Here is a 23,222-nt window from a genome sequence, read left to right as displayed (position 1 = left end):
GTCGTGGCCTTCCTTATCGAGCCGCGGGGAGGAGGGGGTTGGGGACCCGGCCGACCCCGGCGGGCATGGTCACCTGCCGCGACCGTCCTTCGCGCAGGAGCGGGCCGAGGACCAGGCGCGAGGGCCACACGGGCGCCCGCAGCACTTCGTGCCGGACGGCGTCGGCCACGGCGGGAGGCGGGCCCACGCGGTCGAGGGCGCGGTCCACGGACAGGGCCAGCCGCTTCCAGAACGCCGTCTCGTCGATGCCGTGGGCCCGGCTCAGCGCGTCGGCTATGCCGTACAGGTTGACCTGGAGGCCCAGGGTCTGGAGGAAGCCGACGAGCTGACGGCCGGTCGGGAGGCACACGGAGTCCGGGTCGCCGGGCTTGAGCCGGTACCCGGGGTCCGGGAGGCCGGCGGCCGCCATCCAACCAGGGGTGAAACGCAGGGTGTCGTGGTCGCGCAGGACGAACCGGCGGGGGACCCCGTGTTCGAGGACGACCACCACGTTCTGCCCGTGGAGCTCGGGCAGCACGCCGTGGCGGAGGAAGCCCACGCCCATCTCCAGGAAGGCGTCGGCGAGTTCACCGAAGAACTCCAGCGCCTGTGCCGCTCCCCAGCCCTTCGCCGAGCGCGCCCGGGCGAGCAGGGGGCCGAGGAGGTGCCACTCGTGGGCGGCCAGCGCGGCCATGGGCAGCACCAGGCGGTGCCCGCCGTCGAACACCTCCCGCGGGTACAGGCGTACCTGGGCCGCCAGCTCGCCGGGGCGGACGGCAGCGGCCGGCCCCGTCCCGGGGGAGCTCCAGCCCGCCCAGGTGCGTTCGTCACAGATGCCCGCCAGGGCGCGGAGACCGGGGTCGCGGTCGGCGATGGCGCGCATGGTCGACTCGGCGCGCTCCCCGTTGTCCAGGTCGCCCGGGACGAGCAGCCGGGGTACGCCGAGGGTCGTCACGCTCAGGGGGAGCTTCACATGGACGTGCGCCTGGGAGGCGGTCGCCAGGCTGCGCAGCGAAGCGGTGGGCTGGAAGGCCCCGAGGGCGGGCGTGAGGGGGACGGGGCCGTCCGGATCCCGCCGGGAAGGGGTGGCCCGCCCGGCACGGTGGAGTCCGGCGAGGACGTGATCGTACTGCCAGGGGTGGACGGGCAGGGGCTGGTGGGTCGTCAGGTCTACGTGGCGACGCTCCATCAGGCCGAGCAGGGCGTCCGTCCCGGTGCCGGTGAGCAGGAGCCGGTGCAAGCTCTCGGAGGCGGGGGCCGAGCCCCGCCGGGTGCCCTCGCGGGGTACGGCGACCCAGGCGAGCGGCATGGGCTCGGCGCGCAGGGGGCCGTAGCGTGTCGCGTCGTCCGCGGTCCAGCCGGTGGCGGCGCGGGCGGTGGGGTGGAAGGGGCGGTTGCGCAGGGAGGCCAGGCGCTCGCCGGCCAGCAGGCAGTGGGGTCGCGGCAACAGCGGGTGCGTGGGGCCGGTGCGGGCCGGTGCCGGGGCACCGGCCACGCCGGACGGGCTCACCTCCTCGGCGGCGCCGGTGGCGGGCCGTGCGCCCGCGAGGAGCCGCCGCCGGGCGGCGAGCGTCGCGGCGGTGTGCTCGACGGCGGTACGCAGGTCGTCGAGCACCTGGTGCGCGTAAGCGGCCGGGGCTTCGCCCGGTACGGGCGTCCGGTCGGCGTCGGCCTGGAGGAGGCCGAGAAGTTCGGCGGGGCGGAGCGTACGCACCCCGTCCGGTGCCGGTCCCGTGAGCCGGGCGGGCCCGCCGTGCCAGACGGGGCCGCGCGAGAACCGCCAGGACTGAAGAGCGCTGACGGGGCGGGCCCGGAAGCAGACCCAGCCCTCGGCGAGGTCCAGGCGGAACCAGCTCTCGCCGGCACCGAGCTCCCGTGCGGCGAGGTCCGCCGGGACGCGGTCCGAGCGCCGGTGGGCCACCTCGTAGAGGTTCTCCTGGACGAGGGTGTCGACCAGGTCGCGCATGACGAGCTCGGCCGCCCGCTCGTCGTGTTCCCCCTCGTGAGGCCGCTCGCCATGGGGAGCGCGTACGGCCGCACCCGCGGACGTGACCTCCATGGACTCCGGAGCGTCCGTCAGGGGGTGTGACGGGTCGTCGGCTGTACAGCACAGGTCGGGCATCTGCTTGTTCTCACTCCAAAGTCGGTCGGCGTACCGGCGGCCGCGCCCGGGTACCCGGGCGCGGCGGGCGGTCAGGGCGTTTCCCGCTCGCCGGCCCGGACCACGGCCGCCAGCAGGGCATCGACCGTACGGGGCTCGGTGTCCGGGTTGAGCAGCGTCAGCTTGAGCTGGACGGCCTCACGCCCGGTGGTGGGGTCGGGAGCTGTCGTACGGCCCACGACCGCGAGGCCCTCGCGGAGCAGACGCCTGCGCAGCCGGGCGTTGACCGCGTCCACGACGTCCTCGGGCGCGTCGGCGGGCACGTACCGGAAGACGACGGTGCTCAGGGTGGGCGGCGCGTAGAGGGTCAGGCGCGGGTGGGCGGTGATGGTGTCGGCGGCGTGCCGGGCCAGGTCGTGGCAGCGGTCGACGAGGGTGCCGAGGCCGGTGCGGCCGAGGGCCTTGAGGGTGACGGCGATCTTGGCGGCGTCGGGGCGGCGTGTGGTGCGCAGGGAGTGGCCGAGGAGGCTGGTGTAGCCGGCCGCTTCGTCGTCCTCGGGGTTGAGGTAGGCCACCTGCCGGTCCAGGGGGTCGAAGGCGGCGCGCTCGCGGGTGAGGAAGACTCCGGCGGCCACGGGCTGCCAGCCGAGCTTGTGGAGGTCGAGGGTGATCGTGTCGGCCTCGGCGAGGCCGGCCAGCAGGGGGCGGAGCCGGTCGGAGAAGAGGGCGCCCCCGCCGTAGGCTGCGTCCACGTGCAGCCGGGTGCCGTGCGCGGCGGCGATCGCGGCGATGCGCGGCAGCGGGTCGACGGCGCCGAGATCGGTGGTGCCGGCCGTGGCCACGATCGCCACGGGGAGCTCGCCGCGGCGTCGCAGCGCGGTCAGTTCCGCGTCCAGTGCCGACGGGTCCATGCGGTGCCCGGAATCGGTGGGGACCGCGATCACGGCGTCCTCGCCGAGTCCGATGAAGCCGGCGGCGCGGGCGAGGGAGAAGTGGGCGGCGCGGGAGCACAGGACGCGTAGCCGGGCGCCGGACGGGATGCCGGTGCGGGCGGCGGAGACGCCGAAGTGGCGGGTGACGGTGTGGTCGCGTGCGAGGAGGAGCCCCATGAGGTTGGACTCGGTCCCGCCGGTGGTGACGACGCCGGAGGCGGTGGCGGGGTCGTAGCCGGCCAGTCCGGCGAGCGCGGCGACGACGGAGCGCTCGACGGTGGTGGCGGCGGGGGCCTGGTCCCAGGAGTCCAGGGACGGGTTGAGGGCGGACGCGGCCATGTCCGCGGCGACGGCCACGGCCAGTGGCGGGCAGTGCAGATGACCGGCGCAGGCCGGGTCGGCGGGGTCGGCGGCGCCCGCGGCCAGCAGGCGGGTCACCTCCGCCAGCGCGGCGGTCGCCCCCGTCCCGTGTTCGGGGAGCGGTGTGCCGAGCTGAGCCTCCCACCGGGCCGCGAGCTCGCCGGGGGGACCGGCCGGGACGGGTCCGCCGCGTTCGGCGGCGCCGTTGGCCAGCGCCGTGACGGCGGTGGCCAGCAGGGCGCCCAGCGCGGCGGAACCGCCCTCGCCCTGGGCCAGGCGGTGCGCGGGGAGCAGGGGGTCAGTGTGCGGCACGGGTGCTCGCCTCCAGGGCGTCGGTGAAGCGTTCGAGGACCGATGCGGCCTCCTCGTCACTGATGATCAGCGGAGGCAGCAGGCGGACCACGCTGTCGTGCCGTCCGCCGAGCTCCACGATGAGCCCGCGGTCGAGGCAGGCCGCGCGGACGGCGCGGGCGAGGACGGGGTCGGCCGGCAGGCTGCCGAGGAGATCGGGCTCGCCCCCGGGGTCGACCAGCTCCACTCCGAGCATCAGCCCGCGGCCGCGCACGTCGCCCACACAGGGGAACCGTGCCGGCAACTCCTCCAGCCGCGCGAGCATGCGGGCGCCCAGGGAGGCGGCTCGTTCGGCCAGGTGGTTGCGGGTGATGAAGTCCAGGGTCGCCGCTCCGGTCGCCATGGCCAGGGTGGTGCCGCGGAAGGTGCCCGCGTGGGCGCCCGGCTCCCACACGTCGAGCTCCTCCCGGTAGACGACGACGGCGAGCGGCAGGCCGCCGCCGATGGCCTTGGAGGCGACGAGGACGTCCGGGACGACCCCGGCGCGCTCGCTCGCCCACAGGGTGCCGGTGCGTCCCATGCCGGTCTGCACCTCGTCGGCGATCAGCGGGATCCCGTGCCGGTGTGTGACGTCGCGCATGGCCCGGAGCCAGTCGGCGGGGGCCGGTACGACACCGCCCTCGCCCTGGACGGGCTCCAGGATCATCGCGGCGGGCGGCACGACCCCGCCGTTGGGGTCGGCGAGCAGCCTGCGGACGTACTCGGCCGCGGTGCGTTCCCCGAGCTCGCCGCCGAGCCCGAACGGGCAGCGGTAGGCGTAGGGGTAGGGGAGGCGGGTGACGTCCGCGCCCGACCCGGCGACCCGGGCCTTGGCCGCGACGCCGCCCGAGACGGCCAGGGCGCCGCTGGTCATGCCGTGGTACGCCCCGGTGAACGCGGCCAGGCCGTGCCGTCCGGTGGCGGACTGGGCCAGTTTCAGGGCCGCTTCGACCGCGTCGGTGCCCGCCGGGCTACAGAACTGGACGCGTGCGCCGCGCGCGAGTCCGGCGGGCAGCGTGGCGAACAGCGCCTCGGTGAAGGCGTCCTTCTCCGGGGTGGCGACGTCGAGGGTGTGCAGCGGGCGGCCGCTGTCGATCACCTTGCGCATCGCTTCCACGGCGACGGGGTGGTTGTGGCCCAGGGCCAGGGTGCCCGCACCGGAGAGGCAGTCCAGGTACGTGCGGCCGTCGGCGCCCTCGACGGTCATGCCCTCGGCCCGCACGGGGACGATCCGCAGGTGCCGTGCGTAGGTGCGCGCGGACGACTCCCGGGCGTCCAGTCGGCGCAGGATGCCCTGCCCCTCCGACTCTGTCACTGCCGGTACCGGCTCTGCCGAGGACATGGTGCGGGCACTCCTGATCGATGGGGGAACAGCGGATGGGAAGGGGGGAGAGGGGGCGGAGGGGGCCGGGCCCCCTCCGCCGTCGTCAGCTCGCGGCGAGGTCGTCGTCGACGAGGCGTGCCAGCGTCTCGACGGTCGGCGAGGCGAGGAAGTCGCCCGGCATGACGTCGGCGCCCAGCTCGTCGCCGATGCGGCCCAGCATCTCCATCAGGTGCATGGAGTCGCCCCCGGTGCCCACGAAGTGCTCGCGGAGGCCGACCGACGCCAGGCCGATCACCTCGCACCAGATGCGGGAGACGGCCTCCTCCGTCGCGGTACGGGGGGTCTCCTGCCCGGGAGCCGGCTCGGCCGGGGCGGGCAGCCGGGAACGGTCGAGCTTGCCGGTCAGGCCCACCGGAAGGCTGTCCAGGACCACGACGCGCGCCGGGACGGCGTGGTCGGGCAACTGGCGGCCGAGGTAGCCGAGCAGCTCGTTCTCGTCCGGCGGCAGGAAGGTGGGCGAGGTGACGTAGCCCAGCAGTCGCGTCCCGTGCAGCGGGTGCCGGTCCACGACGACGGCGGCCTGGCCGACGGTCGGGTGGACGCGCAGCAGCTTCTCCACCTCGGCGGGGTCCGCCCACTGGCCGCGGATCTTGACGCGCTGGTCGCGGCGGCCGCAGAAGACGAGGTTCCCGTCGGGCAGCCGCCTGGCCAGGTCGCCGGTGCGGTACGAGGGCGTTCCGTCGGCATCCGTGGTGAACGCCGCGGCGGTGCGCTCGGGGTCGCGCCAGTAGCCGCGCGCGACACGGGCGCCGCGCAGGACGAGTTCGCCGAACACCTCGGTGGGCCGGCCGGTGGTGTCGGTCAGCAGGACCTCGACGCCCTCGACCGGCCGGCCGACGGGCAGCGCGGCGCGCAGGGCGTCGGCGGGCTCCACCAGGTGCTGGAGGGCCAGGGTGCACTCCGTCGGGCCGAGGCCGTTGACGAGCCGGGAATGCGCGGGGAAGGCCGCCCGGAAGGCCGCCGCGTCCGCGCCGGTCGCCTCCTCGCCGCCCAGCACCACCGCGCGGACGGTGTCGAGCGCGCCGTCGCCGTGCCCGGCGCTCGTCAGGTGCCGGAAGACGGTGGGGGTGCAGTGCACGACGGTCGCCCCCGCGTCCGCCAGAGCCGCGCGCAAGGACGCCGGGGAGTGCGCGGACGGGTCCACGACCTCCAGGCAGGCGCCCGTCAGCAAGGCGCCGAACAGGTCCATCACGCCCGCGTCGAAGGAGTACCGCGCCAGCAGCGGGACGCGCTCGCCCGGGCCCAGGCGCAACCGTGCGGCGTAGGTCAGGGCGTGGCGCAGGACGTTGCCGTGCGTCTGGACGACACCCTTGGGCGTACCGGTGGTGCCGGAGGTGTAGAGCACGTAGGCCATGGCGTCCGCGGTGGGGGCCGTGACCTCGCGACCGGTGCGGTCGACGGCGTCGTACGAGGTGGGCAGGGGTACGACGGGGAGGGCGGGGGCCAGGGCCGCGGCCCGGTCGGCGAGAGCGGCGTCGCACAGCAGGGCGTCCGCGCCCGCGTCGGCGAGGATCGCGGCGAGGCGGGTGTCGTCCAGGCGGGGATCGAGCGGCACATAGGCGGCACCGGCCTTCAGCGCCGACCAGACGCCCAGCACCGCGCCGGTGTCGTGCGCGCACAGCAGCGCGACGCGACCGGTGCCCTCCTCCGCCGGGGCCGGGGCAGGCGCGGCGCCATGGTGTCGGTGATCCGGTCGAGGTCCGCGTAGCGGAGCTCTCCCGAAGGGCCGCGCAGCGCCGGACGGTCACTGTGGGCGGCCGCGACGGCCTTGAAGCGGTGCACCAGACCCTCCGTCACCCCGGCGGCGGGCGGCGGGAGGTGACCGGCCGGGGCGGGGAGCGCCCAGGGCCGGGGCGCGGCCACCGCTCCGTCCTCGACGGGCAGTTCGGCGACGGGCCGGCCGGGCTCGTCCCCGGCGGCGTCCAGCAGGGTACGGGTGTGCCGGAGCAGGCGGGCCGCGGTCTCCCGCTCGTGGAGCCCGGCGTCGTAGCCGAGCCGGAGGACCATGGGGGTGCGGGTGGTGTCGAGGGTGAAGGCCAGGTCGTACGGCGCGCCGCCGGGGCCGTCCCGCGTGCCGTCGTCCGCGGTGAGGTAGCGGAACGCCACGGCCGGCACCTCGGCGGCCTCTTCCGCCGGGCGTCCGACGGGTGTGTCGGCCCGGCCGGCGGTGTCCTCGTGGAGGTGGTCCCACAGGGCGGTGAACGGGGCCCACGGGTCGAACCGGGCGCGCAGGAGCACCGGGTCGGGGCCGGTCGTGGGCAGGGCGGCCGCGAGGAGGAAGTCGTCCTGACCGGTGTGGCGGTGCAGGACGGCGCACAGCGCGGCGAGGGCGAACGCGGCCGGGCGGTGGTCCTCCGAGGGCCGCAGGCGGGCGCCGGTCCCGGCGGGCAGGGCCAGCTCCTCGGTGGCGGGGCGGCGGTCCCGGCGGTCGGCGCGGGGCAGGTCGGCGGGCAGGTCCAGGTGCGCCGCGCCGGCCGGCGTGCGGAGCCCGCCGGCGGCTCCCGTGGTCGCGGACGGGTGTGTGCCTGCGGTGCCGTGCAGTGGCATGGGGGTTCTTTCGTCGTTCGTGGTGGCGCGGGCGGAGAGCTGACGGCTGGTCAGGTGGCGAGGAAGTCCGGGTGGGGGTGGCTGAGGAAGTCGCGGTGGGAGATCTCCCAGCCGTAGGCCCCGGCCATCGGGAACACCACGACGTCCCCGGTCCGCAGCCGGCCGACACGGGCGGCACGGGTGAGGACGTCGGCCGGGGTGCCCAGCTCGCCGCAGAGGGCGACGGGCGTGTCCCGCAGCTCGTTCCGGTCGACGGGCCAGGGCCAGCTGTCCACCCCGACGACCGTGAAGGGGTGCTCGGCACCGAGCACCTTGGGCAGCCGGAACTGGTGGATCCCGCCGCGCAGGACGGCGAAGGCCCGCCCGTGGTTGTGCTTGACGTCGAGGACCTCGGCGCAGTAGAAGCCGTGCTCGGCGACGAGCGAGCGCCCGGGCTCGATGACGAGTTCGACGCCGGCGAGGGCGGCCGACCGGTCGTGGAGACCACGGGCGAAGGCGTCCCAGTCGAAGTGCCGGCCGTCGCCCGAGTAGTCGACGCCGAACCCGCCGCCGATGTCGAGCACCCGGGTGGGCAGGCCGTGACGTGCGCGCAGTTCGGCGGCCAGGGCCAGACAGCGGTCCACGAAGGCCAGATGGGAGGCGGCGTCCGGGTTGTTGGAGACGGAGTGCAGGTGCAGGCCCTCGACGTCGATATGCGGCGCCGCCAGCGCGGCGGCGGCCACCTGCGGCAACTGGTCCTCGTCGATGCCGAACTGCGTGGCCTCGCCGACCATCTGGTGCGTTCCGGTGACGAGCGGCCGCCGGGTGTTGGCGCGCAGCAGGACGCGGGCGCGGGTGCCGGTGCGGCCGGCGACGGCGTCGAGGCGGGCCAGGTCGGTCAGGCTCTCCACGTTGAAGAGGTCCACACCGGCGCGCAGGCCCTCCTCGACGGCGGCCCAGGTCTTGCCGGGGCCGTTGAAGACCACCCGCGCGTCGCCGTCGGCGGCGCGGGCCTTGCGCAGTTCACCACCGGAGGAGATCTCGAAGCCGTCGACCACCGGGGCGAGGGCGCGCAGCACCTCGGGGCGGGAGTTGGCCTTGACGGCGTACAGCAGGGTGCAGGTGTCCGGGAGCGCGGCGCGCAGCCGCCGGGCCTGGCCGGCGATGGCGGCGGTGTCGTGGACGTAGGCGCAGAACGGCTCGGCGCGCTCGCGCGCGGCGGCGATGCCGCTGTGGATCCGCTCGGCCACCCGGGAGGGCAGCGCGTGGCCTTCGTGACGGTGGGTCTGCATGGTGGGTGGGTGCTCCCGCACGCTCGGCCGGCTCGTCTCCGGCACGGACCTGGGCGACGAGGAGATCGCCGGCCTCGGCGTCCTCCTGCTGACAGCGGGTCACGAGACCACCGCCGGCATGCTCGGCCTCGGCACGCTGGCCCTGCTCACGCACCCGGACCAGCTCGCGGCACTGCGGGCCGACCCCGCGCTCCTGCCCGGCGCCGTCGAGGAACTCCTCCGCTACCTCACCATCTTCCACTTCGGGGTCCCCCGGACCCCGCTAGTCGATGTCGAGCTCGAAGGGCAACTCATCCGCGCGGGAGAGTCCGTCACCCTCTCCCTGCCCGCCGCCAACCGCGACCCCGCGGCCTTCGACGACCCGGACGTCCTCGACGTCACCCGCCGCGCCCGCGGGCACGTGGCCTTCGGCTACGGCGTGCATCAGTGCGTCGGCCAGAACCTGGCCCGCGCGGAACTGGAGATCGGCCTCGGCGCGCTGCTCTCCGGGTTCCCCGGCCTGCGCCTGGCCGTCCCCGTCGAGGACGTGCCGCTGGCCGCCGACTCGGGGTTCTACGGGGTGCACGCCCTGCCGGTCGCCTGGTAGACGCCTGGTCTCCCCCGACGCGTCAGGGGAGACCACCGGCGATGAGTGATCGAGGGCAGGTCAGAAGGTGACCACTGCCTTGAGAGCGCTACGGTCGTCCATGGCCCGGTACCCGTCCGCGACCGACGCGAGCCCGACGGACAGGTCGAAGACGGGGGAGGGGTCCAGCCTGCCCTCCAGCACGTCCGGCAGCAGCTCGGGGAGGTACGCGCGGACGGGGGCGATGCCGCCGCGGACGGCGATGTTGTGACGGAACAGCACGCTCATGTCCAGCCCCGCACCGCTGCCGTGCGGCACGCCGACCCACCCGATGCCGCCGCCCGGCCGGACGACCCCGACCGCGGTCTCCATGGACTGCCGGGTGCCGACGGCCTCGACGACCGCGTGCACTCCATGACCACCCGTCAGTTCCCGTACGGCCGTCACCGCCGCCTCGCCCCGCTCGGCCACCACATCCGTGGCGCCGAAGGAACGGGCGACGCGCGTCCTCGCGGCGTGCCGGCCGAGAACGACGACCCGCTCCGCGCCCAGGCGCCGCGCCGCCAGCACCGCGCACAGGCCGACCGCGCCGTCACCGACCACGGCGACGGTGGCACCGGGCCGGACGCCGGCGCTCACGGCCGCGTGATGACCGGTCCCCATGACATCCGACAGCGCGAGCAACGCGTTCAGCAGCCGGTCGTCGGAGGCGGCCGCGGCCGGAAGCTTCACCAGCGTGCCGTCGGCGTAAGGGACGCGGACAGCTTCCCCCTGTCCGCCGTCGGCGCCCGCCGCTCCCCAGACCCCGCCGTTCGCACAGGAGGTGGGCAGGCCCTCGGCGCAGAAGCCACACGTGCCGTCCGACCAGGTGAAGGGCGCGACGACCAGATCGCCGGGACGTACGGTGCTCACGCCGGACCCGGTCTCCACCACCGTGCCGAGGAACTCGTGCCCGATCCGCTGCCCGGGCTGCCGGACGGACTCCCCCCGGTAGGCCCACAGATCGCTGCCGCAGACGCAAGCGCGCAGCACCTGCACCACGGCGTCCTGGGGCTGCTGGACGCGGGCGTCGGGGACCTCCTCGACGCGGATGTCGTAGGGGCCGTGAATAGTGGTGGCGCGCATGAGGCGGAGGTGTCCTTGCGTGGCGGCTGGGGGCGTGAACAACCGTACGGTATGCCGCTTCGAGGGTGCCGACGAGTGAGGTCTTGAGAGTGGCTATTGATCGGGTGATCGCTGGTGGACCCGAAACGAGTAGGGGTGCCGTTACTGACTTTCAGCGGTGTTGTCGTCACGTTGGGATGCCGGTTTCATCATGCGGAGCTCCAGCAGGTACCACGGTCTCGACCACGACGGCAGCCGAGTACTCCGCGGGCCCGTGACCATCACGCACATGCCCACTGTCCACACACCACGGGAAGAATTCCACCACTGATCCCCCACGTCTGATCACCCACGTCTCGCTCTACACCCAGCGGTTGCACCCAGGTTCCGGACCACGTCTGCGACCTGCACCGGCCCGGCAATGAACGCCCCATCCGACGACGACGAAACCGCAGGCACATCTGCCGCCCGGAGACGTGGTCAACCCTCTGCCGAGACATCCCGTCGGTCTTCTGGGGGCGGTGAGGACGCCGAGGGGTCGGCTGGCCGTCGTTGTAGGTGCTGTAACGACCCGCTGAGGCCAGGCGCTCCGCCGGATGTCGTCGGAATGCACTGTTCCGTTGCGCGGGCAGTACGACTTTTTCATGCGGACGGGTGAATTTGTCGGCTGTATTCTCGGGGCTTTCGCGTCAGGCTGGATGCTCGGGCAGGAGATAGATCGGGCAGGCGCTACGTGCGGCCTGACCGGTCCTGATCGACCGCAACGAGGGGCAGTTCGCGGTGAGTTGCCCGGTACGGAGCGCCCGCGAGGCCGCCAAGAAGCGCGGCGACAGCCAGGCCCGCGCCCCGCGCCGCCGCCGTCAGCGCGTCGTGCAGCACGAGGGCCGGGAGCCGTCCGGGTTCGCCGCCGTGCTCCAGGGCCTGATGGCCGACCGGGCCTGGGAGCTCCCGGCCACCGGCGGCACCGGAGCCGGGGGCCGTCGTTTGACGGGCCGGGCCAGCCGCCGGGTCATCAGGTGACTGTCCAGCTGGTGTGGACTTCGCTGATGGAGTGGGTGGACGTCATTCTGGCCATGGAGCACGACAACCTCGCCGCCCTGCTCCAGGTCGCGGACGACCGGGCCTCCCTCAAGCTGGCGCTGTACCTCGGCGACCAGGGCGTGCCTGACCCCTGGGGTCAGCTGGATAACGCCTTACCACCTGCGCTGAACTCAGCGGGGCGGGCGCCCGGCCGCCACTTTCGCAGGGTGATCCCCTATCGGAGAGGGCTTGGGTGGCGCTCGTCGGGGGAGCGGATTTCCTCGATGAGGTCTCGTACGACCGGTTCGGTGGAGTGGTGGGCGAATCGCTGCCGGAACTGCCGGGCGAGGCCGGGTGGCAAGCGGCCGACGAGGGCGACGGCGCGATGGGCACTGTGGGCGGCGGCGTCGAGTTCGCCGAGGGCCAGCTGCGCGTCGACCACGTACAGGAGGCGCCTGGCGGCGTAAGGGGAGGGAGGGTCGGGCGTGCGCGAAGCCGGGCCGTCGTCGAGCAGGGTGGTGAAGTGCGGCAATGCCTTCTTGGGCCGACCCAGATGAAGCCAGGCGGCGCCCGAGGACACCGCCAGCCATTCCTCGCCGACGTTGACGCACAGCAGGTCGGCCACGGGGTCCGCGTCGGCCGCTTCGTCGGCCAGCGTGCTGGTGGCTCGCCCCAGCGCCCGGGTGCTGGCGGTGAGGTCACCGAGACGGGCGAGGGCTTGCGCCTCTCTGGTGTGCAGGGTGACGGCGAGGCCGGCCGGGGGGCGCCGGACGATCGCCCGTGCGGCATGGACCAGGGACAGCATGTCCTTGGGATCGCCGGCTACGAGATGACGGAACGCCAGGTCGATCATGCAGGAGGCGACGCGACGCCGCGAGCCCGCGGCGGTGGCGGCGCGGATGGCGGCCAGGGCGTACCGCTCGGCCCTGGCTTCCTCTCCCAGGCAGCCACTGAGCCATTCGCACAGCGCGGCGGTGCGTGTGGCGAGGAGGAGGAGCCAGGCCCCGGTCTTCGCGTCGTACCCGTGGCTGGTCAGGAGCCCGGCGAGCAGGCGGTGTTCCGCGCGGGCGGCGACGTACAAGGCCATCGGGGTGACCGGTGTGGCTACCTCCTGAAGTTCGAGTGCTTCGATACGGGCCTCCATCCCGGCCAGCATGCCGGGGGTGACGGGGCGTCCGTCCCGGGTGGGTGGCGGCTGGGGCGAGGCCAGGGCGGCCAGTGACTTCTTGATCTGGAAGTCGAGGGCGGGGCCGGTGACGGTGAGGTAGGAGCGGGGCCGTGCGCCCGCGAGCCGGGCTGTGCTGTGCAGGGCGCCGATCGCTCCCTGGGGTGTCCACGGCTGGTTCAGCAGCGCGGTGTCGTCGGTGGCCAGGTGCAGCCAGTGCGGCCAGCCGAGTCTCGCCACCTCTTCCCCGGGAACGTGGTGGACGCGGGCGATGGCGAGCTGTGCGGTGAGTTCGGGTTCGTTCCGCCCGGCCTCCCAGTGCGAGACCGTGTGGCGGGTCCTGACCATCCTGGGGCCGAAGCCGAGTTCGTCGTGGACCCTGGCTATCAGTCTCGCGTAGCCGAGCTGCGAGAGGCCGAGCGATTCCCGCGCCACCTTCAACGGATGCCGCGCCATGTGCGAGTCATCGGGTCTCTGATACATGCCATACCCATCAGTAGTTGAACCATCACCGAATCGTAGAGATCCGCACGGAGGGACGATGCCGAGTACGGCGAGGTAAGGCGCACCTTGGGCGCCACGAAGTCCCTTGAGGCGTCGCACAGGTCACGTTTCCCTGGATCCCGCGAGGCCGCCCCCCTTCCAGCCGCGGAAGCGGCGGCGGCGCGCCATCTCATCCACCGGGCAGTCAGGGGTAGCCATGGAGAGCCAGTTCGATTCAACTGCCGCCGCTTATGCGCAGAGCATGAGCGCGTTGCCGTTCCGTGAACACGTCGAGGCACACAGCCTGTTGACGGCCATCGGGCCTGTCGCGGGCCTGTCCGTACTGGACCTCGGCTGCGGTACGGGGTCGTACACGCGGTACTTCCACACCGCCGGTGCCGGGCGGGTCGTGGGCCTGGACGCGTCGCTGTCCATGGTCGAATCCGCCCGCGGCGAGGAGGAGGGGGAGAGGCGCGGCATCACGTACGTACACCGCGACGCCACACGTCCCCTGAAGGACACGGACGCCGATGGCCTGACCGGTGCCTTCGACCTGGTGACGTCCGTCTACGTCCTGCCGTACGCGATGTCGGAGGAGGAGCTCACCGCGATGTGCGCGACGGCCCGCCGGTCGCTGTCGCCGGCGGGCGGCCGGTTCGTCGCGATGACGCTCAACCCGGACTTCGCCACGGACCCCGAGTGGTACCGGCACTACGGCATGCGGCTCACCACGGACCGGCCCGGCGGGGAGGGCGCCACGGTCCGTCTGACGGCGTGGATCAATGGGCAGACCATCGATGTCCAGGCCCGCCGCTGGTCGGCCGGTGCACATGAACGGGCCTTGCGCGCGGCGGGGTTCGACAGCGTCAGCTGGGTCCGGCCGGAGGTGTCCGAGGCGGGCCGGAGGAGCTTCGGTGACGACTTCTGGGCCAAGTACCTCACCTGCCCGCATGCGCTGATCATCGACGCCACAGCGGAACCGGCCCCCGGCACGGACTCCGGCTCCCCCTCCGGCCGCGAAACCGACTGAGGAGCCTTCCGCCATGGAATTCCTCGTACAGCCGTGCACCGCCGAAAGCCGGCGGATCCTGGCGCGCGCCGAGCACCTGCTGATCGGGCTCAGCCCGTGGAACGGTTACTACAAGCCCCACAGGATCGAGGCCCTGGTCGATTGGGCCTGCGCGAACTTCGCGTCCGTGGACGTCTTCGTCCCCGGTTACGAGGCAGCGCATACCCTGACCGCGGCCGGATTCGAGCCGCGGGAAGCGGTCCACCGCACCCGGCGCGCCATCAGCCAGCTCCGCAACCCAGCCCAGCGCGCCCTGCGGCGTGCCGGCATCCCGAACCCCGGAGCCCGGTTCCACAGCTGGACGCAGCTGGCCAACCGTCCCCCGTACGCCCGCATGCTGGAGCGCGTGCATCAGGCGTACCGGACCGATGAAGCGGTGCGCCGCGCCTGCCGCCTCACCGCCCGCGGGGCCGTGCTGCACGCCGCCGAGCGAGAGCCGAGTGAGCGGCAGATCGACCAGGCGGTCGGCTACGCCCTCGCCGAGCTGCCTCTGGTTCTCGACGGACCGGCGATCTTCGGAACGGAGTCCTCGGTGTTCGTGTACCACCGGGAGATGGATCTCCTCGATCCCTTCATCACCGGCCGGGCCACCCGGCTCCGTCCCGCCTCCGGACAGGGATACGCCGTGGTGCGGCCGGCCGACGACCGTTGCGTACCGTCCCACCGCTCATGACAGCGAAACGGAGCCTCCAGCCCATGGACCAGCCCACCACCGACCCCGGCCTGCCTCTGCGCTACCCCTTTCCGCCGGGCGAGCTCGGCGCCCCACCGCCGCTGCTGGGCTGGGCCCGCAAGAAACAGCCGGTATGCCCGGTCGCGCTGCCCAGCGGCGACCGCGTATGGATGGTCACCCGCAAGGACGACATCACGCGCGTCCTCACCGACCCGGGCTTCTCCCGCGACCTCACCTACCCCGGTGCACCCCGCTTCGTCGGCGACGACTTCACCTCCGTCCCGGGCGGGATCTTCAACCTCGACCCACCCGACCACACCCGGGTCCGCCAGGTGATCAACCGCTTCTACACCCGCGGCGCCGTCGAACGCCACCGGCGGGTGATCGAAGACCACGCGGTCCGGTTGCTCGACGACATGGCACACGGCTCGAACCCGGCCGACCTCATGCCCGCCTACGCCGCCGCGCTCCCCCCGCGCGTGGCCCGCGAAATCCTGGCGGTGCCAGCTGAGTTACACGGTGACTACCACAGCTGTTTCCGCACCCAGACCCACCTCGCCGCCTCCGCGGCGGCGGTCGCGGCGGCCACCGCATCGATCACCGACTTCACCAGGGAAGTCATCGAAACCAAACGACGGGACCCGGACCCCGACGAACCCATCGGCGCACTGATACGGGCCCGCTCCGGCGGCCTCATCAGCGAAGACGAACTGATCGGCACGACCTCGTACCTGTTCGTCACCGGATCCGAACCCCTCACCGCCCCGCTCGGCACCGGCGTCGTCACCCTCCTCACCCACCCCCGGCAACTCCGGGAGTGCGTCAAGGCTCCGGACCTGTGGCCCAAGGCCGTGGAAGAGATCCTGCGCTACCACCACAACGGCGTACTCGGAATGCCCCGGGTCGCCACCGATGACGTCACGCTGCACGACGTCACCATCCGCAAGGGAGAGGGCGTCTGCTGCCCGATGCTCGGAGCCACCCACGACCCCGCGCACTACCCCAACCCCTCCCGCTTCAACATCCACCGCACCACCGACGCCTCGGCCACCTTCGGCGCCGGGCCCCATTTCTGCCTCGGCGCCCCCCTGACCCGCCTCTTCCTGCACACCGCCTACCGGACCCTCTTCACCCGCTTCCCGTCCCTTTTCCTCGCCGTCCCCGAACGCGAGATCCCCTGGGAGGACAACGTTCTCTTCACCAAACCCGCGAGCCTCCCCATCGCCTGGTGACCCGCGACTCACAGAGTCACCGGTCCAGCTAAGGACTGGCGGGCGGGTCACGAGTGGCGCCATAGACGAATGGCAGCGACGGTTGCCGTGCCGTGGAAGATGTAGGCCCTTTTGTCGAATCGGGTGGCTATGGCACGGAGGCCCTTGAGGGTGTTGATCGTTCGCTCGACTACGTTGCGGCGTTTGTAGGTCGCTTTGTCGAAGCTGGTGGGCCGGCCGCCGGCGTTGGCGTTTGACCCGCTGGTCCCTGCGCTCGGGAATGGTGTGCTTGATCTGCCGGCGCCGCAGATACCGGCGGTTCCGACGGGACGAGTACGCTTTGTCGCCGCCCGGATGACCGGGGCGCGTGCGCGGATGACCGCCGGCCGGACGCGGGGCACGGGTGCATTCGTGGACGGGGATGAGCTGCGGGGCATCGCCCCACTGGCCTGGTGAGATGACGAACGCGAGCGGACGTCGGCCGCCCTCATCGGCGAGATGGATCTTGCAGGTCAGCCCGCCGCCGGAGCGTCCCAGGGCCTCATCTGAACGATGTTGAAGAGGCCGGCCGCGTCGTCCACGGACACGCGGCGCGGGGGCGCGGGCGCCCGCGGCGTGTTGATGGACACGGCACGAGGTCGAGTCCACGCTGACCACGCTCCAGTCAATGCGGCCTTTGCGCGCCGGCATCGGCCTGGACGGCCCGCAGGGTCCGATCCCACGCGCCGTCCGCCGATCACCGGCGATGCCTGTCATGAACCGCCTGCCACTTGCCGAGCCGCGTGGGTAGGTCCCGTCACGGGATGCCGGTCCGCTGACGGAACAGGATCCCGTTGATTACCTGACGGTGGTTCTTCCAACGCCCGCCCCCAGCGACGGGATCAGGAGGCGGCGGTCGCGGGTGACGGTGTCGAGGCGGTCGTAACGAACCTTGGCCAGGACCGGGTACATCATCACCAGCAGGCCCAGCGCGATCGGCAGGGAGACGCCGATCACGGTCACCTTCGCGAGCGCGTCGCCCAGGCCGGGGACGAGGCGGCCCAGGCCGAGGCCGGCGCCCATCGCGGCGAGGATCCACACGGCGAGGTAGCGGTCGAGGAAGGACAGCCGTCCCGCTACCGGGGCGGTGGTCGGGCGCGTCACCAGGGGGCCTCGGCGGGCTCGGGCAGGGGCTGCCCGGCGGGGCGGGTGAGGATTCCGGCGAGGCGGTCCGTGGTCTCCGGCAGCAGTCGGTAGTACACCCACGTCCCGCGCCGCTCGGAGGCGATGAGCCCGGCTTCGCGCAGGAGCTTGAGGTGGTGGGAGATCGTCGGCTGGGACAGCTCGAAGGCCGGGGTGAGGTCGCAGACGCACACCTCGCCGCCGGCCCGGGAGGCGATCATCGACAGCAGCCGCAGCCGGACCGGGTCGCCCAGGGCCTTGAAGACCTTCGCCAGCTCCACCGCGTGGTCCTCGGCGAGCGGCGCGGTCAGCAGGCCGGGGCAGCAGCCGCCGGGGCCGTTCTGCCCGAGCACCACGAATTCTTGATTCGACATGTCTCTATGTTGACGCCTGTCGATTCAAGGCGCAAGCTTGAATCGAAGTCGATCGATACAAGAGGATCGAGGAGATCGCCATGTCCCGTGTTCAGCTGGCCCTCAACGTTGCCGACCTCGAAGCGTCGGTGACCTTCTACTCCAAGCTCTTCGGCGCCGAGCCCGCCAAGCGACGCCCCGGCTACGCGAACTTCGCCATCACCGAGCCCCCGCTGAAGCTCGTCCTCATCGAGGGCGAGCCCGGCCAGGACACCCGCCTGGACCACCTCGGCGTCGAAGTTGAGAGCACCGAAGTGGTCACGGCCGCCACCGAGCGCCTCAAGGCGGCCGGCCTGGCCACCTTCGAGGAGAACGACACCTCCTGCTGCTACGCGCTCCAGGACAAGGTCTGGGTCCACGGCCCCGGCCGCGAGCCCTGGGAGGTCTACGTCGTCAAGGCCGACGCCGACACCCTCGACAAGCCCACCGACAACACCCCGGACGCGTGCTGCGGAACCACCTCCTGCTGCACGCCCGACGAGCAGTCCATCAACCCCGGCCAGGCGCTGGCCGAGGCAAAAGCTGCGGCAGGCTGCGCCTGCGGCGGCTGACCTCGTTCCGAGATGTAACCGCTCAAGGGCCCAAGCCGCACGACGCGCGGGTGGCGGAGCGCGTCTGCTCCCAACCCTGGTGGCGGTCCGGGTACGACATCAAATCCCGCACCTATGCGATCCGTTACTTTGTCGCCACCGGCAACGCCTCATACTCCGACATGGAGTTCGGGCTGTTTTCGATGCTCGGCGCTCGGCGCGCTCGACTCGGTCCTGAAAGCCGTGGTGCCGTCGACGACCCCGTACATGGATGCCGCCGTCGAGGAGCCGCGGGTGCCAAGGGGAGCGCGAGCACGAGGTCCCGGACGAGGATGTCGCCCGCCTCTCCCTGCTGGCCCACGCCAACCTCGACATCCTGGGCCGTTACTCCTTCCTCGGCTCCCCACCGGACGGCGGGGACTTGCGGCCCCTGCGCAACCCGGCTGGCGCCGGGCTCGACGAGGAGGGCACTGACGGCTGGCAGGCCGTACGACGACGCCCACGCGGGGCCTTCTTGCTCGTCAGCGGCGATGAGCAGGTACTGGAACGCGGAACGGCCGAAACCAGGTGCCGCCTGGCGGGATGCGAATGGTCCGCCGTGCCTGCCCCCGGGGGCGGCGGCTGCCGCCTCACGGTGTGCCGGCGGCGGGAGTCAGGGCGGTGTGAGGGTGTCGAGTCGTGCGGCGAGGTCGGGGTGGGCGGCGGCCAGGTGGCGTCGGGTGGCGGCCAGGGGGGCGATGAGGGCGGCGGGGTCGTCGTGGGCGAGGGCTGTGTGGAGCTCGCCGACGGGGCGGCGGGCGGCGGGGGGAAGGTCGGTGAGTGCGGTGATCTGGCCGGCGAGGCGGCGCAGGTCGGCGGCGTTGCGGCGGGCCCAGGTGGCGGTGTTGCGGTCGGCGGCCCGGGCCTGTCTGGTGGCCGTCACGCGCTGTTCGCCGGTGGTCCCGGCGGGGCCGGGGCGGCCGCGCAGGTAGCGGCGTTCGGCGGCCTGGCGGCTGGCGACGCCCAGGGGGTGGGCGAGGTCGGCCCAGCTGGCGCCCGCGTCCCGGGCCGTTTCGATCAGGCCGGTCTCCCACCCGGCGAGCCGCTCGCGGACCTGCCGCAGCAGCGACAAGGAGGCCAAGGCCTGTTCCGGGCCGGGGCCGGCAGCGTCGGGGGCGTTCGAGGTCCTGTGCTGGGCTTCGCGCAGGGCGTCGTCTATGGCGTGCAGGGCCGCCGCGGCGGCGAGGAACGACGCCGGGCTGTGGGCGTCGGTGCTGGACGGCGGCGGTTGGTCGGCCGGGGTCACGGGCACCTCCCTCGGGTTGTCATCATGTGGACGACATCGTGATTGTCATCCGTTGGATGACATGTTACAACAGTGTCAGTGAGGCGCATTGGCAGTAACTGCCTGAACCTTCTGGAGGTGTTTTCACGATGTTGATGCGCACTGACCCCTTCCGTGAGCTGGACCGGCTGGCGCAGCAGCTGATGGGCCCGGGCACCTGGTCCAAGCCGTCGGTGATGCCGATGGACGCCTACCGCGAGGGTGACGATTACGTGGTGGCCTTCGACCTTCCCGGTGTCACCGCGGACGCGATCGACATCGACGTCGAGCGGAACATGCTGACGGTCAAGGCCGAGCGCCGGTCCGTGACGAAGGCCGACGACGTGCAGATGGAACTGTCCGAGCGGCCGCTGGGCGTCTTCTCTCGCCAGATCGTGCTCGCCGACACCCTCGACACCGAGCACATCAAGGCCGACTACGACGCGGGTGTGCTCACCCTGCGCATCCCGATCGCCGAGCGCGCCAAGCCCCGCAAGATCTCCATCGGCGTCGGATCCGGTCACCAAGAGATCTCCGGCTGACGTCGGCCGAACAGGTGCGGAGGACGCGTAGCCGAGCTCCCTCCCACCCCGCCCTCCGCCTTCCGGGGGGCAGTTCGAAGAAGAGGGACGCGGTCGAGATGACTCTGCACCTGCCGCCTCCCTCGACCACCTGAAGGAACGCGGCGAGTGCGGCGCCCTGGAGGAAGCTGAGCGCGCGGCCCGCATGGTGCTCGACCTGCTGGACGCGCACCTGGTCGGCGAAGTCCGCGCTCAGCTCGCGGCACGCCTGCCGGAGGACTTCGCCCTGACCTTCCTCAACTCGCTCCGGAGCGCCGAGCCGCTGCCGCCGGAGCGGTTCGTGCGGGCGACCACGGCCTGGATCTGGATCGGGCGCCCCCGAGCGGACCGCGACGGGGCCATCGGTGCCGCACTGCCAGCGGTCGCCGACACCGCGGGCGAGGCCCCGCTGGGCCCGTTCCTGCTGCGATTCCCCGTCGGCTACGACCTGCTACTCGGACGTTCCTACCCCTCCTGACCACCCGCCCCGGTGTCCGCACACCGGCGACAGCAAGAAAGGCAACCACTCCCGTGATCTCCGACCGGCTCGCACCGCACCAGCCGCACCCCTTCGGGGCGGCGTACGAGCAGATGCTGGAGAAGGTCCGCTACGAAGGCGCCTACCCCACCCGTGAGAAGGCCGACGAGGTCGTCCGCCTGGTCCTGTCGGGGCTGGGACGCCAGCTGACGGGCGACGAGCGTGTCGACCTGGCCGCCCGGCTACCCTTCGAGGCCGCTCGCGTCCTCACCACGCAGGTCCCCGATACGCAGCCCCTGACCGGCTGGGCCTTCGTCAAGGACCTCGCCGCGCGCTCGGGCGCCTCCCTGGCCACCACCCGCTGGGACACCGGAGCCGTGTTCGGGGCCGTCGCCACGTACGCCGGCACCGACCTCACCACCCGCATCCTGCACCAGCTCCCGACCGGCTACGCGCTGCTGTTCGGCCGCGCCGAACTCACCCCGGCCGCGTAGACAGGCCGAGCCCTTCCAGCACCCGGGAATCCCTGCTGGAGGCCGTGCAGACGAAGGGGTGGTCCCTGCTCCGGGTCCACCAGGGTCTCGGTCTCGGCCAGGGCAAGCAGGGCCCCGAGAAGTTCGGGGATGTCCTGCCCGGTGGGACCACCGGGCCGCTGATCGGGGTCGGCGACATGCGCCGGGTGGCCCTCGCGCGGCATAGTGCGGGGGTGACCGCACCGGACCGCCTGGACCTGCCCGCCCGCCGACGCCGCCAGCGCGGTGTACCAGCCGATCGCCGCCGCTCCGCCCGGCCAGGAGGCCGTGGAGGTGGATGTCTTGCCGGTTGCCACCGCGATGATCGACCGCCTGGTCCGCCACGCGGAGGTCATCAGCCTCCGCGGCGACAGCTTCCGCATGCGCGGACGCGACCTCGGACGCGTCCCGCCCGCCGAGACCAGCAGCAACGACTAACAAGATCAACTGACGCAACGGGGGTCAATTCTCGACCGTCGACGGTGGGTCACGATTCGGGCTCTGTCTCACATTCCGTGCCAGAGCCACGGAGGGTCACCACATCCGCGATCATGACCGGCCTCGCGCTGCGAGGAGGACCCGTTTGCGGAGCAGGTCGAAGTTCGCGCGGCCGAACATCTGCCGTTTCAGCATTTTGATCTTGTTGTTGTGGCCCTCGATTGGTCCGGAGCTGTAGGGCATGCTCAGTCCGGCGACGACGGCGTCGAGATCGTGGCCGAGGCCGGTGGTGAAGGTGTGAAGGGCGGGCAGGTCGTCGGCCTGGACCAGGGCGATCCAGCTGTGAAGCCGGCGGCCCTGGCGGTTGTTCATCAGCTCGGCGAAGGCCCGCACGTGTCCGGCGGCCCGGTCGAGTGCGGGGCAGCGGGCGAGGATGTCCTTGAGCTGCTGGGCCTGGTCGGTGCTCAGGCTGTCGGGGTGGCGGGTGATCCAGCTGGTGACGTCCCGCACGCTGAAAGGGCTCACTGATGAGTAATCGCTCGACCTCGCCGCACGCCTAGCGCGGACGCGGGGTCAGGAAAACAGCTGCTGGCCGGTTTCTTCGCGACCCGTGCATTTTGTGAGCTTCATTCGTCGCAGGCAGCAATGGAATTCACGCCAACTCGCCCGTGAACCATGTCACATGATCTTGCGTTGAGGGCCCTGGTCTGCTGGCGATAACGTCAGGAAGTCCGCCTCTGCCGCAACTTTCTCTCCGGTGCGGCAGAGGAGAGAAAAGAGAGAAGACGGCATACGGGGCCGGGGTGGGCTCGCAACCAAACACCGGTACTCCCGCATGCCGTCTTCCCGCATACGCACTTGGGAGTGTAGATGAACCGCCGCGCTCTGGGTACTCCCGGAGTCACCGCTCTGGCAGCCTTAACGTTCGGGCTCGCCGCGCCGGCAGCCTCAGCCGCCGAGTTCAACCGCGCCACGTCCACCGCGATATCCGCCCCCGCCGCCGGCCTGGGCCTCAGAGCGTCCGTGACCGGCCGGCCACACGACACCGAAAGGGGAGAAGCGTTATATGCCCAGCGTATTCGAGAAGCCTGTCGGTGAGGAAAAGCCGGATTCATTGAAGGAGGCGATCGGGTATGGCGCGCTCAATGTGCTGCTCTTCCTGATGATCTCCTATCCGGGCGCATCCTTTATCCGCGAGCTTCTGGGATGGCGTGGCGTCGCTATTTCACCGCTCCTGGCGGCTGTTGTCGTGTGGCCGGTCTCGGTCCTCGTCGTCTACACCGAGCCACGCGCCCAGAAGCGGCCGTGGTGGCCGCGGATCGAAAAGGTGTGGAGGTGGGCCGGCGCGGTGCTCTACACCTGCCCGCCCCTGGTCCTGGCGCTCACGTTTCCCCTGGCGGTGGGCTGCGGCCTGTCCACAGGGATTCCCACACTGATCTCCCTCTCCCCACCGGTCCTCCTGATGGCCTTTTTCATCCTGCGCAGGCGCTGGCGCGACCGCCGCCCGGGCGGAAGCTCGGCGGAGTAACAGAAGACGGGACTGGAGAAGGGTGGGCTGGCCCCGCCCCGCCAACCCGACCGCCGCACGTCCCCACGCGGTCCCTCATTTCTGCGAGCACGAAGTGTGACGGCC

General features: G+C 72.4%; 22 protein-coding genes and 2 pseudogenes. 11 read left to right on the top strand and 13 right to left on the bottom strand.

Annotation, left to right across the window (positions count from 1 at the left end; translation table 11 throughout):
- Positions 1 to 13: 13 nt before the first annotated feature.
- From SMD11_RS00810 to SMD11_RS00785, 6 genes are all read right to left on the bottom strand, one after another.
- A complete protein-coding gene (locus SMD11_RS00810) occupies positions 14 to 2,038 on the bottom strand; it encodes an IucA/IucC family protein (RefSeq protein ID WP_087924548.1) in 2,025 nt (674 codons plus the stop codon).
- Positions 2,039 to 2,172: 134 nt separating this feature from the next.
- Entirely contained in the window at positions 2,173 to 3,684 is a 1,512-nt protein-coding gene (locus SMD11_RS00805; protein WP_234365825.1) for a pyridoxal phosphate-dependent decarboxylase family protein, read from the bottom strand.
- Positions 3,671 to 5,044 (bottom strand): diaminobutyrate--2-oxoglutarate transaminase family protein, encoded by a 1,374-nt coding sequence (locus SMD11_RS00800; RefSeq protein WP_087924547.1) that lies wholly within the window; start codon positions 5,042 to 5,044, stop codon positions 3,671 to 3,673. The genes SMD11_RS00805 and SMD11_RS00800 overlap by 14 nt, the downstream gene beginning before the upstream one ends.
- Positions 5,045 to 5,129: 85 nt before the next feature.
- Complete coding sequence (locus tag SMD11_RS00795) at positions 5,130 to 6,683, bottom strand: non-ribosomal peptide synthetase (RefSeq protein WP_087924546.1); 1,554 nt, start codon at positions 6,681 to 6,683, stop codon at positions 5,130 to 5,132.
- A complete protein-coding gene (locus tag SMD11_RS00790) occupies positions 6,659 to 7,633 on the bottom strand; it encodes a hypothetical protein (protein ID WP_087924545.1) in 975 nt (324 codons plus the stop codon). The genes SMD11_RS00795 and SMD11_RS00790 overlap by 25 nt, the downstream gene beginning before the upstream one ends.
- Positions 7,634 to 7,683: 50 nt before the next feature.
- Entirely contained in the window at positions 7,684 to 8,904 is a 1,221-nt protein-coding gene (locus SMD11_RS00785) for an alanine racemase (protein WP_087924544.1), read from the bottom strand.
- Here SMD11_RS00785 and SMD11_RS00780 point away from each other — a divergent pair.
- On the top strand, positions 8,903 to 9,490 hold the full coding sequence (locus SMD11_RS00780; protein WP_087924543.1) for a cytochrome P450: 588 nt from the start codon (positions 8,903 to 8,905) through the stop codon (positions 9,488 to 9,490). The genes SMD11_RS00785 and SMD11_RS00780 overlap by 2 nt on opposite strands.
- A gap of 60 nt (positions 9,491 to 9,550) precedes the next feature.
- Here SMD11_RS00780 and SMD11_RS00775 read toward each other — a convergent pair whose 3' ends face one another.
- Positions 9,551 to 10,594 (bottom strand): zinc-binding dehydrogenase, encoded by a 1,044-nt coding sequence (locus SMD11_RS00775; RefSeq protein WP_087924542.1) that lies wholly within the window; start codon positions 10,592 to 10,594, stop codon positions 9,551 to 9,553.
- Positions 10,595 to 11,353: 759 nt separating this feature from the next.
- Between SMD11_RS00775 and SMD11_RS00770 the strand changes: the two genes are divergently transcribed.
- Positions 11,354 to 11,593: a hypothetical protein gene (locus SMD11_RS00770; RefSeq protein ID WP_087924541.1), complete on the top strand. Its 240-nt coding sequence runs from the start codon at positions 11,354 to 11,356 to the stop codon at positions 11,591 to 11,593.
- 235 nt (positions 11,594 to 11,828) lie between these two features.
- Here SMD11_RS00770 and SMD11_RS00765 read toward each other — a convergent pair whose 3' ends face one another.
- Positions 11,829 to 13,241 carry a helix-turn-helix transcriptional regulator gene (locus SMD11_RS00765; RefSeq protein WP_159395161.1) on the bottom strand — a complete coding sequence of 471 codons (1,413 nt, stop codon included), beginning with the start codon at positions 13,239 to 13,241 and terminating at the stop codon, positions 11,829 to 11,831.
- A gap of 217 nt (positions 13,242 to 13,458) precedes the next feature.
- Here SMD11_RS00765 and SMD11_RS00760 point away from each other — a divergent pair, with 217 nt between their 5' ends.
- The 3 genes from SMD11_RS00760 to SMD11_RS00750 are packed head-to-tail and all read left to right on the top strand — an operon-like array spanning position 13,459 to position 16,215.
- Positions 13,459 to 14,271, top strand: coding sequence for a class I SAM-dependent methyltransferase (locus tag SMD11_RS00760; protein WP_087924539.1), 813 nt, complete (start codon positions 13,459 to 13,461; stop codon positions 14,269 to 14,271).
- Between the two features lie 13 nt (positions 14,272 to 14,284).
- Positions 14,285 to 14,983 carry a tRNA-dependent cyclodipeptide synthase gene (locus SMD11_RS00755; protein ID WP_087924538.1) on the top strand — a complete coding sequence of 233 codons (699 nt, stop codon included), beginning with the start codon at positions 14,285 to 14,287 and terminating at the stop codon, positions 14,981 to 14,983.
- Positions 14,980 to 16,215: a cytochrome P450 gene (locus SMD11_RS00750; protein WP_087924537.1), complete on the top strand. Its 1,236-nt coding sequence runs from the start codon at positions 14,980 to 14,982 to the stop codon at positions 16,213 to 16,215. The genes SMD11_RS00755 and SMD11_RS00750 overlap by 4 nt, the downstream gene beginning before the upstream one ends.
- Positions 16,216 to 16,431: 216 nt before the next feature.
- Here the strand turns inward: SMD11_RS00750 and SMD11_RS37175 are convergent.
- The 3 genes and pseudogenes from SMD11_RS37175 to SMD11_RS00735 all read right to left on the bottom strand — a co-directional run.
- Positions 16,432 to 16,884 (bottom strand): annotated as a pseudogene (locus SMD11_RS37175) (transposase); the annotation flags it as partial.
- 180 nt (positions 16,885 to 17,064) lie between these two features.
- Positions 17,065 to 17,337, bottom strand: a pseudogene (locus SMD11_RS36105) (arsenic resistance protein); the annotation flags it as partial.
- Positions 17,334 to 17,729: an ArsR/SmtB family transcription factor gene (locus SMD11_RS00735; protein ID WP_087924536.1), complete on the bottom strand. Its 396-nt coding sequence runs from the start codon at positions 17,727 to 17,729 to the stop codon at positions 17,334 to 17,336. The pseudogene SMD11_RS36105 and the gene SMD11_RS00735, both read right to left, overlap by 4 nt.
- 80 nt (positions 17,730 to 17,809) lie before the next feature.
- Here SMD11_RS00735 and SMD11_RS00730 point away from each other — a divergent pair, with 80 nt between their 5' ends.
- The gene (locus tag SMD11_RS00730; RefSeq protein ID WP_087924535.1) at positions 17,810 to 18,319 is read left to right on the top strand and encodes an ArsI/CadI family heavy metal resistance metalloenzyme; all 510 of its coding nucleotides are present in this window, start codon (positions 17,810 to 17,812) and stop codon (positions 18,317 to 18,319) included.
- A 631-nt stretch (positions 18,320 to 18,950) separates the two neighbouring features.
- On the opposite strand, the gene SMD11_RS00725 is transcribed toward SMD11_RS00730, so the two are convergent.
- Positions 18,951 to 19,583: a type III effector protein gene (locus SMD11_RS00725; protein WP_087924534.1), complete on the bottom strand. Its 633-nt coding sequence runs from the start codon at positions 19,581 to 19,583 to the stop codon at positions 18,951 to 18,953.
- Between the two features lie 128 nt (positions 19,584 to 19,711).
- Between SMD11_RS00725 and SMD11_RS00720 the strand changes: the two genes are divergently transcribed.
- The 4 genes from SMD11_RS00720 to SMD11_RS00705 all read left to right on the top strand — a co-directional run bounded on the left by SMD11_RS00720 (position 19,712) and on the right by SMD11_RS00705 (position 21,589).
- The gene (locus tag SMD11_RS00720) at positions 19,712 to 20,143 is read left to right on the top strand and encodes an Hsp20/alpha crystallin family protein (protein ID WP_087924533.1); all 432 of its coding nucleotides are present in this window, start codon (positions 19,712 to 19,714) and stop codon (positions 20,141 to 20,143) included.
- 130 nt (positions 20,144 to 20,273) lie between these two features.
- Positions 20,274 to 20,639, top strand: coding sequence for a DUF2267 domain-containing protein (locus SMD11_RS00715; RefSeq protein ID WP_087924532.1), 366 nt, complete (start codon positions 20,274 to 20,276; stop codon positions 20,637 to 20,639).
- Between the two features lie 113 nt (positions 20,640 to 20,752).
- The gene (locus tag SMD11_RS00710; protein WP_087930209.1) at positions 20,753 to 21,133 is read left to right on the top strand and encodes a DUF2267 domain-containing protein; all 381 of its coding nucleotides are present in this window, start codon (positions 20,753 to 20,755) and stop codon (positions 21,131 to 21,133) included.
- Positions 21,134 to 21,454: 321 nt separating this feature from the next.
- Positions 21,455 to 21,589, top strand: coding sequence for an ATP-binding protein (locus SMD11_RS00705; RefSeq protein WP_324614673.1), 135 nt, complete (start codon positions 21,455 to 21,457; stop codon positions 21,587 to 21,589).
- 111 nt (positions 21,590 to 21,700) lie between these two features.
- On the opposite strand, the gene SMD11_RS00700 is transcribed toward SMD11_RS00705, so the two are convergent.
- The gene (locus tag SMD11_RS00700; protein WP_087924530.1) at positions 21,701 to 22,114 is read right to left on the bottom strand and encodes a transposase; all 414 of its coding nucleotides are present in this window, start codon (positions 22,112 to 22,114) and stop codon (positions 21,701 to 21,703) included.
- A 541-nt stretch (positions 22,115 to 22,655) separates the two neighbouring features.
- Between SMD11_RS00700 and SMD11_RS00695 the strand changes: the two genes are divergently transcribed.
- Positions 22,656 to 23,117, top strand: coding sequence for a hypothetical protein (locus tag SMD11_RS00695; protein WP_087924529.1), 462 nt, complete (start codon positions 22,656 to 22,658; stop codon positions 23,115 to 23,117).
- The last annotated feature ends 105 nt before the right edge of the window (positions 23,118 to 23,222 follow it).

This window comes from Streptomyces albireticuli, from assembly GCF_002192455.1.
In the GTDB taxonomy this organism is placed as follows: Bacteria; Actinomycetota; Actinomycetes; order Streptomycetales; family Streptomycetaceae; genus Streptomyces; species Streptomyces albireticuli_B.
This window is presented reverse-complemented; position numbering and strand designations above follow the sequence as displayed.